The 13,988-nt window shown below is 51.5% G+C and carries 11 protein-coding genes; 4 read left to right on the forward strand and 7 right to left on the reverse strand.

The annotated features are described in order from the left end of the window. The first annotated feature begins 48 nt into the window (after nt 1–48). Complete coding sequence (locus BLQ59_RS10850; RefSeq protein WP_074572915.1) at nt 49–1,947, forward strand: PTS fructose transporter subunit IIABC; 1,899 nt, start codon at nt 49–51, stop codon at nt 1,945–1,947. Between the two features lie 79 nt (nt 1,948–2,026). Continuing rightward, complete coding sequence (locus tag BLQ59_RS10855; RefSeq protein WP_074572916.1) at nt 2,027–3,334, forward strand: NCS2 family permease; 1,308 nt, start codon at nt 2,027–2,029, stop codon at nt 3,332–3,334. On the opposite strand, the gene BLQ59_RS10860 is transcribed toward BLQ59_RS10855, so the two are convergent. From BLQ59_RS10860 to BLQ59_RS10875, 4 genes are all read right to left on the reverse strand, one after another. Further along, on the reverse strand, nt 3,331–3,801 hold the full coding sequence (locus tag BLQ59_RS10860) for a hypothetical protein (RefSeq protein ID WP_074572917.1): 471 nt from the start codon (nt 3,799–3,801) through the stop codon (nt 3,331–3,333). The genes BLQ59_RS10855 and BLQ59_RS10860 overlap by 4 nt on opposite strands. A 56-nt stretch (nt 3,802–3,857) precedes the next feature. Next, nucleotides 3,858–4,274 (reverse strand): cytidine deaminase, encoded by a 417-nt coding sequence (locus BLQ59_RS10865; RefSeq protein ID WP_074572918.1) that lies wholly within the window; start codon nt 4,272–4,274, stop codon nt 3,858–3,860. Nucleotides 4,275–4,367: 93 nt separating this feature from the next. Beyond that, a complete protein-coding gene (locus tag BLQ59_RS10870; protein ID WP_176756789.1) occupies nt 4,368–5,048 on the reverse strand; it encodes an MgtC/SapB family protein in 681 nt (226 codons plus the stop codon). A gap of 375 nt (nt 5,049–5,423) precedes the next feature. Further along, on the reverse strand, nt 5,424–5,888 hold the full coding sequence (locus BLQ59_RS10875) for a CYTH domain-containing protein (RefSeq protein ID WP_074572940.1): 465 nt from the start codon (nt 5,886–5,888) through the stop codon (nt 5,424–5,426). 155 nt (nt 5,889–6,043) lie between these two features. Here BLQ59_RS10875 and BLQ59_RS10880 point away from each other — a divergent pair, with 155 nt between their 5' ends. Next, complete coding sequence (locus BLQ59_RS10880; RefSeq protein WP_074572919.1) at nt 6,044–7,312, forward strand: LCP family protein; 1,269 nt, start codon at nt 6,044–6,046, stop codon at nt 7,310–7,312. A gap of 312 nt (nt 7,313–7,624) precedes the next feature. Further along, entirely contained in the window at nt 7,625–8,860 is a 1,236-nt protein-coding gene (locus BLQ59_RS10885; RefSeq protein WP_074572920.1) for an NAD(P)-dependent malic enzyme, read from the forward strand. Between the two features lie 64 nt (nt 8,861–8,924). Here the strand turns inward: BLQ59_RS10885 and gyrA are convergent, their stop codons facing one another. The 3 genes from gyrA to BLQ59_RS10900 form a co-directional block, all read right to left on the reverse strand. After that, complete coding sequence (gene gyrA / locus BLQ59_RS10890; RefSeq protein WP_074572921.1) at nt 8,925–11,354, reverse strand: DNA gyrase subunit A; 2,430 nt, start codon at nt 11,352–11,354, stop codon at nt 8,925–8,927. 156 nt (nt 11,355–11,510) lie between these two features. After that, nucleotides 11,511–13,190, reverse strand: coding sequence for a TadE/TadG family type IV pilus assembly protein (locus BLQ59_RS10895; protein ID WP_074572922.1), 1,680 nt, complete (start codon nt 13,188–13,190; stop codon nt 11,511–11,513). A gap of 12 nt (nt 13,191–13,202) precedes the next feature. Beyond that, on the reverse strand, nt 13,203–13,961 hold the full coding sequence (locus BLQ59_RS10900; protein ID WP_074572923.1) for a Flp family type IVb pilin: 759 nt from the start codon (nt 13,959–13,961) through the stop codon (nt 13,203–13,205). Nucleotides 13,962–13,988 lie beyond the last annotated feature (27 nt).

A 13,988-nucleotide genomic window follows, 5' to 3' on the forward strand; every position in this document is an offset into this window, starting at 1 on the left:
GCCTTTTAGGCATCATAAATATAATTTTTTTACAAAGGAGAGAGCATTATGCGTATCACTGACCTGCTCAAGAGCGAGAGCATCGTTCTTGGCGCATCCCCCGCGGACAAAGCGGCCGCTATCAATCAGTTGGCTGATCTGATGGAAGCCGGCGGTAACCTGTCCGACAAAGAACAGTACAAGAAAGACGTATTTGCCCGTGAAGAATCCGGCACAACTGGCCTTGGCGATGGTATCGCCACTCCCCACGCCAAGAGTGCTGGCGTAAAGGCCGCTGGCCTTGCCGCTATGACGGTTCCTGCCGGCATGGACTTTGCTTCCATGGATGGCCTGCCGAGCCGCTTGTTCTTCATGATTGCCGCTCCGGACTCTGCCAATGATGATCATCTGGCTATCCTGTCCAAGCTGGCTACCATGATCATGGACCCGGACTTCAAGGAAGCCCTGATTGCGGCCAAGAGCAAAGATGAGTTCCTGAAGCTTATCGATGCCAAGGAAGATGGCAAATTCGTTGCTCCTGCTGCTGAAAATGCACCGGCTGAAGAGGCACCGAAAGCAGACCATATCCAGGTATTGGCTGTAACTGCCTGCCCCACTGGCATTGCCCATACCTTCATGGCTGCGGAAAGCCTGGAACAGCATGCCAAGAAACGCGGCATCACCATCAAGGTGGAAACAAATGGTTCCGGCGGTGCCAAAAACGTACTGACCGCTGAAGAAATCGCCAAGGCAGACGCTATCATCGTCGCTGCTGATAAGAACGTCGCTATGGCTCGTTTCGATGGCAAACCGACCATCATCACCAAGGTTGCTGACGGCATCAACAAGGCCGACGAACTGCTCGACCGTGCTCTGTCCGGCAACGCACCGATTTACCATGCCAACGGCTCCGATGCAGAAGAAGCTGCTGCCGATGTATCCGGCGAAAGCCTTGGCCGTCAGATCTACAAGCACCTCATGAACGGTGTCAGCCACATGCTGCCCTTCGTTGTCGGTGGTGGTATCCTGATTGCCATGGCCTTCCTGTTCGATGACTATTCCATCGATCCGAGCAAGTTCGGTTCCAATACGCCGCTGGCTAAGTTCTTCATGGATATCGGCGGTGCATCCTTCGGCTTCATGCTGCCGATCCTCGCCGGCTTTATCGCGATGTCCATCGCAGACCGTCCGGGCCTTGCTGTTGGTTTCGTCGGCGGTGCACTGGCTGGTACCACGGGTTCCGGCTTCCTCGGCGCTCTCGTAGCTGGTTTCGTTGCCGGTTACGCGGTAAACTTCCTGAAGAAAGCCTTCTCCTGCCTGCCGGAATCCCTGGACGGCATCAAGCCCGTTCTGCTCTATCCGTTCTTCGGTATCCTGATCATCGGCTTCATCAGCATGTTCATCATTGCTCCGCCGGTTGGTGCCATCAACACCTGGCTCGTTGACACCCTGAAGAATATGGACCCGAATGCCCGTATCTTCCTGGGTATCGTCATGGGCGGTATGATGGCTATCGACATGGGCGGCCCCATCAACAAGGCAGCTTATGTAACGGGTACGGGCCTGCTGGCTTCCGGCGAATACCATGTAATGGCCGCTGTAATGGCTGGTGGTATGGTTCCGCCTCTGGCAATCGCACTCTGCACGACGTTCTTCAAGAACCGCTTCACCGAAAGCGAACGCAAAGCTGGTATCACCAACTACGTCATGGGTATGTCCTTCATCACTGAGGGTGCTATTCCCTTCGCCGCTGGTGACCCCCTGCGCGTGATTCCGTCCGTATTCATCGGCTCCGCTACGGCCGGTGCCCTCTCCATGGCCTTTGACTGCACGCTGCGTGCTCCCCATGGCGGTATCTTCGTTGTACCGACCATTGGCAATGCCGCTATGTATCTGGCTGCCATCATCATTGGTGCTGTAGTTGGCTGCGTTGTGTTGTCCGTACTGAAAAAGCCTATCGAAAAATAAGATCAATCCGTAGTATATAGAATAAGCAGCTCATCGAGTTCTTTGATGAGCTGCTTATTTGTAAATTTTAGGAGGAGTTATGCTAGACCGCCTATTCAAGCTGCGCGATCGCCAGACGACGGTGCGCACAGAAGTCTTTGCCGGGCTGACCACGTTCATTGCCATGGCTTATATCGTTTTTGTCATTCCCCATATGCTCACCGATGCTGGTGTGCCCCAAGAAGCATCCATCGCCGCTACAATCTTGATTACCGCTGTTTCCACCTTCTTCATGGGGGTAGTGGTCAATTATCCTGTGGCTCTAGCTCCCGGTCTGGGGCTAGCTGCCTTCTTTTCCTATTATGTCTGCGGCAGCCTTCACCTGCAGTGGTCAGTGGCCTTAGGTGCCGTGTTCTTCTCGGGCCTTGTGTTCTTTCTGCTGACCTGTGGTGGCATCCTGCAGGCCATCATCAAAGCTGTTCCGGACACCCTGAAATCCGCCATTACCGTAGGTATCGGCCTGTTCATCGCCTTTATCGGACTCAAGAGTGCCGGGGTATTACAGGCTGATCCCTCCACCTTTGTGGCTTTGGGTAATATCACCAAGCCTGCCCCGATATTTGCCATGTTTACGCTGGCCCTCACAATCATCCTGATGGTGCGGGGCATACAGGGAGCCATCCTGATCAGCATCGCTGTGACCACCCTGCTCTCCATGGCCTTTGGCTGCTCGCCTGTGCCCCATTGCATCAGTGATATCATCAGTTTCAATATTCCCTCGCTAAGTGCCTCCTTGGGCCAGCTTGATATTGCCGGTGCCTGGGATTATGGCATCATCTCCATCATCTTCACCTTCACCATGGTGGAACTGTTCGATAATATCGGCACGCTGATCAGCCTGACACGCCGGGCCAATATGGTAAAAGAGGACGGTGAGATTCCCGACCTCAATAAAGCACTGACCATGAACGCCTTTGCCACCATCGGCAGTGCGCTCGTTGGTACCTCTACGGTCACCACCTATCTGGAAAGCGCCACAGGCATTGAAGCCGGCGGACGTACCGGTCTGACCGCCGTAACGGTGGCCTTGGGATTTCTCTCCCTGCTGCTGTTTGCCCCCTTGATTGGACTGGTCCCCAGCTATGCAACGGCTTCGGCGCTGATTCTCATCGGCGCGCTGATGATTTCTGCGGTCAAGGATATTGACTTCAGTGACCTCACCGACGGCGTCCCCGCCTTCCTGACCATCATCATGATGCCGCTGACCTACAGTATCGCCAGCGGCTTTGCCTTCGGCTTTATCAGCTATGTGCTGCTCAAAGTCTGCACGGGCCGTTATAAAGAGGTCAACTGGGTGATGGGCGTCATCAGCCTGGCCTTCCTCGTAAACCTCGTCATGCGGGCTTAAATTCCCAGGAAAGAGCTGAGCTGGAAGTTGCGGATACTAGCCAGCATGGTCGTCTGCAAGGCCGTCTGCAGCACCTTGCTGGTAGCCTGGGCGGCTTCAGTATCGATATTGCCATTCAAGAGGCCGCTGTTATTGAGCTGATTGAGCCAGGCGATATTCTGCGTGATCTCGTTGATGGACTGCTGGTTGATGGCTCTTTGCTGGCGTTTGTAATAGCTGTAAAGATAGTTCTGGGATTTATGCCGGTCTGACCAGAAACTGTCCATCAGCCCCAGCTTGTACTTGGTCAGGTCATATTCATTGAGTGTCCTGTCCCATTCTTCCTGTTCCTTCTGTACCTTAGCCCAGATATCCTGATAGCTTTCCCCCTGCTCCGTTTTCTTCTCCTGTTTCTTATCCGCAGTCTTATACGTTTTATCGGCCAGCTTCTGCAAGGCCAGCAACGTTTCCAATCCCATATCTGCCATGATGAAAGCCCCCTTTCTTTCCTACTATATCGAAAGAAAGGGGGCTTTACTTAATCTTATTCTTCTGCGGGACGCAGTGCATTTTCTATGGGGGCTTTGGCGTAAGGCATCAGCTCCGTAAGTTTCATGGTCTTCACTACGCCGTCCATATTCGTCATGATGATTTCTTCCACGTTGAACTCGGCCAGCAGCTGGCAGACGGCCCCATTGGGAACAAAAGGCTCCTCCGTATCGGCAATCACGGCGATGGCATCAAATTCACGCTTACCATCAGCTACAGCCCTATACATTGCCACTTCCTCGGCAAAGACGGACAGACGCGGTACAGCGTTCTCGATATTACAGCCTGTATAGAAAGTACCATCGCTGGCCAGTACGCAGGCGCCAATTGCTGCCTTGCCATAAGGTACGTAGGCATTATCCATCACCTGCATCGCCGCCCGCACCATGGTATCCACAATTTCCGGATTCATTTTCCCCTCACTCCTTTTTCAAAGCCACTATCACTTATTTCTGCTATTCTCCATCAACAGGCAAAATCCCTTTACCGGACAAAAGAAAATTTCTTACACCACATCCACCCGGATCACGCCATCAATCTGCCGCACGGCATCCACGATGATGATGCTCTTGAGGCTCTGCTTGTTGAAGATCTCCAGATCGATATACATGCTGCGCTCGCCAGCTTCATCCACTTCATCTTCATTCGCCTTGACCTTGACGCCACGCACCCGCAGCTGCAGGTCTTCCAGGCAGCGGCTGATGCGCATGAGCTGGCCGGGCCTGTCTACCGTCTGGATATTCAGCGAGAGATTCTTTTCATGGTCCACCCAGTCATCGATGCGGGAAAGTCGGCCCAGCGTCACAAAAACCAACGCCGTGCTCATAAGCGCCCCGGTATAAAAGCCAGCCCCTACGGCCAGGCCTACGCCGGCCACCACCCAAAGGCAGGCAGCCGTGGTAAGGCCTGTGACCGATAAGCCCTCCTTCATGATGGCACCAGCGCCCAGAAAACCGATACCGCTGACCACCTGTGCCGCCAGCCGTGCCGGATCGGCATTGGTCTTGCCCTCAACCTCCTGATACATTTCCACAGACATGACCATGATCAGGCAGGAACCAAGACAGACCAGCACATTCGTGCGCAGACCGGCAGATTTGCGCCGGGATTGCCGCTCATATCCAATGATTCCCCCGAGGATGCAGGAGAGAACCAGCCGCAGGAGAAGTTCCCATTCCGACAGCATGACCTCTCACCTCCTTATGTTTCGATAATCATGCCTCATTCTTGATATAGATTCGCCTCCAACAGGGAAATTCCTGCCTGTCCACAAGCGGGCAGGTATACAATGTAACAATTTATCCACATAATAATCCACAACTGTGGATAAATATACCACTCTCTACCGTGTTTTCCATTTTCCTACTATAATATATAAACAGCATGTGTATTTTGTTTACAAGAAAATTCCCTCAAACTGTGGATAATGTGGATAAAACCGTGGATAACCCCATATATTCAGCTTGACAGGACTCTTTTAGCTATATTTTGTGCTTTTATCCCCAATTATAGGCCTATTTTTTGTGGATAACCATTCATCTGTGTATAACTTTACAAAAAATCATTTTTTCCACAGGGAATAGGGCGTTTTTATTAAGTTTGCATTATAGTAGCGGACATCACCGGAGACTTCCTCGCCGAGCCAGCAGGGGGGACTAAAGACCGTATCTTCTGTTGGCAGTTCAATTTCTGCCACGACCAACCCAACATTGGCACCTGCGAAAACATCGATTTCCCAGAGGAAACCGCCATGCTTTTCCAGATAGCGCTTTTTCCTCAGTACCGGCTGTTCTGCCAGCTGCAGCAGTTCTTCCGCATCCGCCACAGGAATCTCATATTCGAATTCCGGCCGGCTGATGCCTTCATTCCTGCCCTTGATGGTCAAAAAGGCCCTATCCGCCTTTATGCGCACCCTGACTGTACGCTCTGGCACTGTGGACAGATAACCTTGAGCAATATCCACACCTGCATTCTGTGGCTGCCAATTTTCCCTGACCAAAAATTTCCGTTCGATTTCTTTTGCCATGCTCATCACCCTTTCTTCCCTATTGTAACACTTTTTCTCAAATTCCCTTGCTTTTTTCATTTTTCTTTGCTAGACTTAATTGATTTATAAGAAACCTGCGATATAATTATTATGTATGTACCAAATTCGATAAATAAATCGCTAGAAAAGAAGGTATGATTTTGCAAACTTCCAATATCCCGCCGCGCAAGGCAAAGAAGAAGCGCCGCATCTGGCCATGGATCGTGATGGTACTGGTGTTTGTAAGCGCAGCCCTTGGCGGTGCCTATTTTGCCAGCACCAGCCTGCTGGAAAAGCCGACCACCCATAATAAACAGGAAGAGGAGCTTTTGACCGCTAAGGATAAAGCCACCATCATGATCATGGGCGTGGACGAACGCGATGATGATGTAGGACGCAGCGATACGCTGATGATTGCCTCCATCGATCCCAAAACCAAACAGGCCTCCCTGCTTTCGGTGCCTCGTGACACCCGTGTAAAGATCAAGGGACACGGCTTCGATAAGATCAACGCCGCCTATGCCTACGGCAAACAGAAACTCTCCCAGGACACCGTAGAGAATCTGTTGGGCGTGAATATTGACCATTATGTGATCATCAACACAAAATCGTTCAAGAAAGTAATCGATGCCATCGGCGGCATCGATATCGATGTACCCAAACGCATGCACTATGAAGATCCCTGGGATGATGATGGCGGCCTGCTCATCGACTTCCAGCCCGGTATGCAGCATATGGATGGCGCCAAAGCTGTCACCTATGTGCGCTATCGTGACGAAGAGGGCGACCTCGGCCGTATCCGCCGCCAGCAGGACTTCATGCGGGCCTGCATGGAAAAAGTCCTGTCGCCGGCCATCATTCCCAAACTACCGATGGTCATCAAGGAAATCATGGAATCTGTCGACACGGATATGAGCCTGCGTCAGATGCTGGAATTTGCCGGCACGCTGAAAGAATCCAGAGATAACGGACTCAAAACCGACATGGTGCCCGGCAAGCCGCTCTACATCGATGGCGTAAGCTATTGGATTCCGAACTTGAACAAACTGCGCATGACCGTAGCAGATACCTTGGGCGTGTCCCTCAGTGGCCGCTACAAGACCAGGATGGAAGCCGATATCCGGGAATATGAGAGCAGTATCCCTGCCAGCGCCAGCGAAGTACCGGCCAACGATACCTCTATCGGTCGTTCCAGACCATCCGACAGCAGCAGAAGCCGCCACCGCGAGGATAAGGCTGATACAGACAAACGCGCCAGCGAACGGGAAACAATTGACCGCAGCGAACGCACCCGCTCGGAAGAACGCCTTGAGCGCGATACCAGCGAATCTACGCGTCCCGCCCGCCGTCAGACATTCCCTGCCACAGACAGCAGTGAATCGTCTGTACCCACGCCCAGCGCTGGCGTAGGAAAAACCCGGTGATTGCATAGTCATCTATCATAACCATAAAAGTCCGGTATGGATTTTTCTGCAGGATTGACGTTCTCCCCGTCATGAATACAGAAAAAAAACATACCGGATTTTTTTGCATCCAATTATTCATAGTGTTTATCTATCATCCTTATTAATATTTAATATTTGTCTTTTTATACAGGATGTTTATAATGTTATATATTACAGTATCGCTTTAAATATCTTTTTAACCATCACAAAATGTAAACTGTAACAAAACATACAGACTCGAGAGCGCAGTCTGCCTACAATAGAGTCTTGGATAATTAAGGAAGGAAGTACATTATGAGTAACGTGAATGAACAAGCTTTGAAATTACATAAAGAATATCAGGGTAAGCTGGCCATTACCAGCAAGGTCCCCTTGCGCAGCCGCGATGATCTGACATTGGCCTACAGCCCCGGCGTAGCTGCTCCGTGCCTTGCCATCAAGGAAGATAAACGCAAAGCCTATGACTATACGAGCAAGGGCAATCTGGTCGGCGTGGTCACAAACGGCACAGCGGTACTTGGCTTAGGTAATATCGGTGCGCAGGCCGGTATGCCAGTAATGGAAGGCAAGGCCATCCTATTCAAGGAATTTGCCGGCGTAGATGCCATTCCTATCGGCCTGGATACCCAGGAACCGATGGAAGTCATCAAGGCGGTACAGCTGATGGCACCGAGCTTTGGCGGCATCAATCTCGAGGATATCAAGGCCCCGCAGTGCTTCGATATCGAAAAAGAGCTCAAGAAAACGCTCGATATCCCCGTCTTCCATGATGACCAGCATGGCACGGCGATTGTCGTCGTCTCTGCGCTGATCAATGCCTTCAAGATTGTCGGCAAGGATTTTGCCACGGCAAAGTTCGTCGTCAATGGTGCTGGCGCTGCCGGTCAGGCCATCACACGCCTGATCCACAGCATGGGCGGCCGCAATATCATCCTCTGCGATTCCCGCGGGGCTATCTATGAAGGCCGTCCCAACGGCATGAATCCCTACAAGGACGATATTGCCAAGATCACCAATCCCACGCACGAAGCCGGCCCGCTCAACGCGGTAATCCGCAAGGCAGATGTCTTTATCGGCGTATCCGTAGCCGGCTGTGTCACACAGGATATGGTGCGCACAATGGCCCCGGATGCCATCGTCATGGGCATGGCCAACCCCGAACCAGAAATCCTGCCCCATCTGGCCAAAGAAGCCGGTGCCCGCATCGTCTGCACGGGGCGCAGCGACTTCCCCAATCAGGTCAACAACCTCCTGGCCTTCCCGGGTATCTTCCGCGGCGCCCTCGACGTACAGGCCAGCTGTATCAACGAGGAAATGAAGCTGGCTGCGGCCAAGGCCATCGCTTCCTTGATCAAGCCGGAGGAACTGGACGAAGACCATATCATCGCCAGCCCCTTCAATCCAGACGTAGCGCCCACGGTGGCGTCTGCCGTAGCCCAGGCCGCCCGCAAGAGCGGCGTCGCCCGCAACTGGGATATCACCCCGGAAATGGTTGCGGAACATACCAGAGAACTGCTGAAAAAGTAAATATATACAACAAAAAGGCAAGCTGCCCAAAACAGCTTGCCTTTATTATGCTCTATCGCGGAATTTAATTATCCTTCTGCTCCAGCGTAGCCATCGATGCTACCTTGTCATTCTCTGCCGTGGTCATGAGCTTGACGCCCTGGGTGTTGCGGCTGATGACGGAGATGTCGGAAACGTTGGTGCGGATCACGATGCCATCGGTGGTGATCAGCATAAGTTCATGATCCGGACGAACTACCTTGATGCCGACGACGCAGCCAGTCTTTTCCGTGACCTTCATGTTGATGAGGCCCTTGCCGCCGCGCGTCTGTGCACGGTATTCGTCGGTGTTCGTACGCTTGCCGTAACCGCATTCCGTAACGGTCAGGACTTCGGAGTTGCGCACGAGAATATCCATGCCTACGACTTCATCGCCCATGGACAGGGTGATGCCCTTGACGCCGCGGGCCGTTCTGCCCATGGCTCGCACATCGTCCTCGGAGAAGGCAATGGCCTTACCGAGCTTCGTACCCAGCATCAGATAGCTTTCGCCATCCGTGAACTTGACGCCCATGAGGTCATCATCATCATCAAGGTTAATGGCGTTGAGGCCATTGCGGCGCAGGTTGCTGAACTCAGACAGGGACGTCTTCTTGACGATACCCTTGCGGGTGGCCATGAAGAGGTAACGGTCCGGATCGAAGCCCTTGACCTGAATGACCGCCGTAATCTTCTCGCCCTGGTCGAGCTGCAGGAGATTGATGATGGCCGTTCCCTTGGCCGTACGGCTGGATTCGGCAATCTCATAAGCCTTGAGGCTGTATACGCGGCCGCGGGTGGTAAAGAACAGGATGGTATGGTGTGTCGTGGTAATCAAGAGATTTTCCACGAAGTCCGTTTCCTTCGTGCCCATGCCCTTGATGCCCTTGCCACCGCGATTCTGGCGGCGGTAGGTATCGAGCGGCATCCGCTTGATATAGTTGTTATGCGTCAAAGTTATGACCACATCTTCTTCCGCGATGAGGTCTTCCACATCGATTTCCGAAGTGTCAATGGTCAGCTTCGTGCGGCGGTCATCGCCGAACTTCTCTTTGACAGCCGTGAGTTCGTCTTTGATGATACCCAGGATTTTCTGCTCATCAGCGAGGATGGCCTTGAAGTTTTCGATTGCCTTCAAGGTTTCCTGATATTCTTCCTCGATCTTTTCACGTTCCAGACCGGTCAGGCGCTGGAGACGGAGGTCAAGGATTGCCTGTGCCTGCTTATCGGAGAGCTTGAAGCCCGTCATCAAAGCCTCTTTGGCGATATCAGCCGTACGGCTCTCGCGGATGGTCGTGATCACTGCATCGAGATGGTCGAGGGCGATGGTCAAGCCCTCCAAGATATGCGCCCGGGCTTCGGCTTTCTTGAGTTCATACTGCGTCCGGCGGGTGATAACCTCTTCCTGATGCTTGATGTAGTAATGGAGCACCTGCTTGAGGTTCAGTACCTGCGGTTTGCCATCGACGAGGGCCAGCATGATCACGCCGAAGCTGTCCTGCAGCTGCGTGTGCTTGAAGAGCTGGTTCAGGATGACATTGGCATTGGCATCACGGCGCAGGTCGATGACGATATGCATACCATTGCGGTCAGACTCATCGCGCAGGTCGGTGATACCCTCAATCTGCTTGTCGCGGACGAGCTGGGCAATCTTTTCGATCAGGCGTGCCTTATTGACCTGATACGGCAGTTCCGTAACCACGATGCGCGGCTTGCCGTTGCTCATGGTTTCGATATGGGCATTGGCCCGCATCTTCACGATGCCGCGGCCCGTGGTATAGGCCTGCTTGATGCCCTCTTTGCCCAGGATAAGGCCAGCCGTCGGGAAGTCCGGTCCCTTGATGACCGTCATGAGTTCCTCGATGGTCGTATCCGGGTTGTCAATCAGCATCAAAGTGCCATCGATAACCTCCCGCATATTATGCGGCGGGATATTCGTAGCCATACCAACGGCGATACCGGAAGTACCATTGACCAGCAGCTGCGGGAACTTTGCTGGCAGCACGGACGGTTCTTTCAAAGATTCATCATAGTTCGGTACGAAATCAACCGTTTCCTTGTCGATATCCTGCAGCATCATTTCGGAAATCTTCGACATACGGACTTCCGTATAACGCATGGCAGCGGCCGGATCACCGTCTACGGAACCAAAGTTGCCGTGGCCGTCAGCCAGCATGTAGCGCATGGAGAAATCCTGCGCCATACGCACGATAGCATCATAAACGGAAGTATCACCATGCGGGTGATATTTACCCAGAACTTCACCGACGATACGGGCTGATTTCTTGTAGGGCTTCCCGGAGCCCATGCCCGCTTCCTGCATGGCGTAGAGGATACGGCGGTGTACCGGCTTCAAGCCGTCCCGCACATCTGGCAGGGCACGAGCCACGATAACGCTCATCGCATAGTCGATGTAGCAGTTCTTCATCTCGTGTTCCAGATTGACGGGGACAATTTTTCCCTGTTCAAACTCCACAATCTCACCTCAAAATCTTACTTTCATTATCGTAAAAAATATCTTGATTAACAAAATTACTAGCTTCTTATTATAACATTTTCACACAAAAAAGTCCATCAATGCCGGTAAAATAAGCATTGACAGACATTTTTCTATTGCCATTAAGCTCCAAATTTATCTGGTTGTACGCGCCCGTTCGGTCAGGAAGCAGATATCCTTCTCAGGTTTACTATAAATTGTCAGACTTGCTACCCCGAAGGTATCATATTTTGCATCAGACAGTCCCAGGTTGCTATAGAAGGACTGTAATGTGTCTTTGGTATCCGAATTCGCTTCCGCCGGCATTTCCAGGACAGCACCATTAGCGCCGATGATAGTATCCGCGATAATCAAGCCTTGAAAAACATGTCCATTGCCAATTACCTGCACAGGACTGTTCGGGGCAAACAGCACGCCGCGGAAATCTGATTCCAGCGTTAAAACAACCGTACGCGATTTCCGACCTACGCCGCGTTCCCCCAATTCATCCACCGGCCCGTCATAGAAAAACAACATCGGCCTGTATGACTTCTCATCCATATTGTTTGCCTGCGGCTTGATATTGATGCTGATATCCCGCACGCTATTTGTCACATATGGCCCATTCGCCTTTCCATTCGCTTCGTTGTATTCCTCACTCTCAATACGGATAAACAAAGGGTCTAGCTTATTCCGGTTATAATTAATATCAAAAGAAACATCCATGGGGCCTAAAGACTCTACATCACGAACGGGATAAGCCTCTTCCACATTGATAATGGAGGCAATCCGGGATTTCAGTAATTGACTGACCACGGATTCACCATAAACCTGGATCATATTCTTAAGCAAGGGATCATCAGAATTAGTCCAATCCAGATAATTTCCCTCACCATTCAACAACGTTCCCTTATTATTATATCGCCGCAAATTGGTGTATTCCAGCTGATTCTGCGTAAGGAAAGCTTTTACCTGTTCATCGCTCATACCATCGAATTGGCTGATATCCCAATTTCCTCCTAATTTGACATTCCCCTTTGTAATAATATCCGGTTTGAAATTTATCATCAGGCTCTTCTGATCCTTTGTCTGGCCATTATCGTGCCTGACAGAAAAGGTTTCCGAACGTGTGCCATCGAGATTATAAGTAATACCCGGATTCGTGAACCCAAGTGCCTTGGCTGCATTATGTGCATCACCATCACTCATGCCATGATCTTTAAAATGCTGCTTCAACTCCTGGAAGGTTGAAGTATTTTCATCATTCTCCACTTCCAGCATCTGCTCCAGCAGGGTTCTGCCGCTCATAGCCGTACTTTCATCGGTTGCCGCCATTGCCCATGACTGTACTGTCACCGTCCAGCCATTCGCCACTAAAGCATCTGGCAAAAAAAGTCTGGCAAAACGCATGGGCATCCGGTCGGTTATCTCTACTTTGTAATAGTATGCTCCTGTCTTTCCCAAAGCACGTGGATCTTCTTTGTCCAGCAAAGAAGCACGCATTTCCGTACTGACATGCTCTCCACCTGACTGCCAAGCACCAACATCTGCGGCCATAACCTTATTTGCCATCGCATTAGCCCGGTCCAAGGAACCAGCTGGCGGCGTCACGTTGATGATAGATGAAACAGTGTCACTATTGACCAGCCGGGCCTTCTTGCTGCTAGCCGCCTGTACCCCGGCCAGCGCCGCGGCATCGGCGGCGTTCTGCAAGGAGGATTTGTACAGATAGCCGCCACCGATATCAATGGCCATGCCCGCAAAGAACAGGATCAGCGGGAGCAAGATTGCCGTAAAGACCAGCACCGAAGCCCTTTCGGGCTCTATATGCTTCATGACCAACCCCCCTTACTTCGTGACCACAATTTTCGTCAAACCTTCACACTCATAGCGCAGCCAAGCATTGGTTGTACCATCCTTTAGCTTATTACGGGTAGTCCAGATGCGCACACTATCGCAGTTGCCATTGCTGTCAAAGGAAAACGTACAGCGGACACTGACGGCGTAAGTACCAGCCTCATGTTCCATTCCATTCAGCACGCCTGAAGGATCGATGACATCGTCCGATAAAAAAACACGTTCGTTATAGGTCTGTGCCTTAATTTTTTTATCACTTTGTACGTAATTTCCTTCCATCCACGCAAGGAGCACATCCGGCGAAGCTTTAGCATTACGGAAGGCTGTCTGCACCGAACCATCCCCATCGCCAGTATTCTTGATATCATAATCAAAGAGCAATGTACCCTGACTCAGACCTTTGCTGGGATCATAAGCATTAAAAGATGGACTACTTAACATAGCACTTATTTCCTTCTGGCTCTTGCCCAAAAATATCTTGCTCAGATTGGCCAAGGCCTCCTGATCATGGGCAATCCGCTGATTGTTGCTGATCTGGCGCAGTTCTGTATTGGACATCACTTTACAATCCTGCACTGCTGCCTGCGTTGTAACAGGTACGCCACTTAAGTAACTGCTCACGCTTTCATAGGCACTTTGGGCGCTATTGCTTAGATTGGAGTTGTAGATTATTGTGGCCAGACCAACGACAAAACAAGCAATCAAGGCAAATTCCACCATACTCTGCCCTTTTTCAGACCATATTTTCATAGCGCACCTCCAAACTGCCTGGCACGG

Origin of the sequence: Pseudoselenomonas ruminantium (genome assembly GCF_900104055.1) — a bacterium.
GTDB classification, from domain to species: domain Bacteria; phylum Bacillota; class Negativicutes; order Selenomonadales; family Selenomonadaceae; genus Selenomonas_A; species Selenomonas_A ruminantium_C.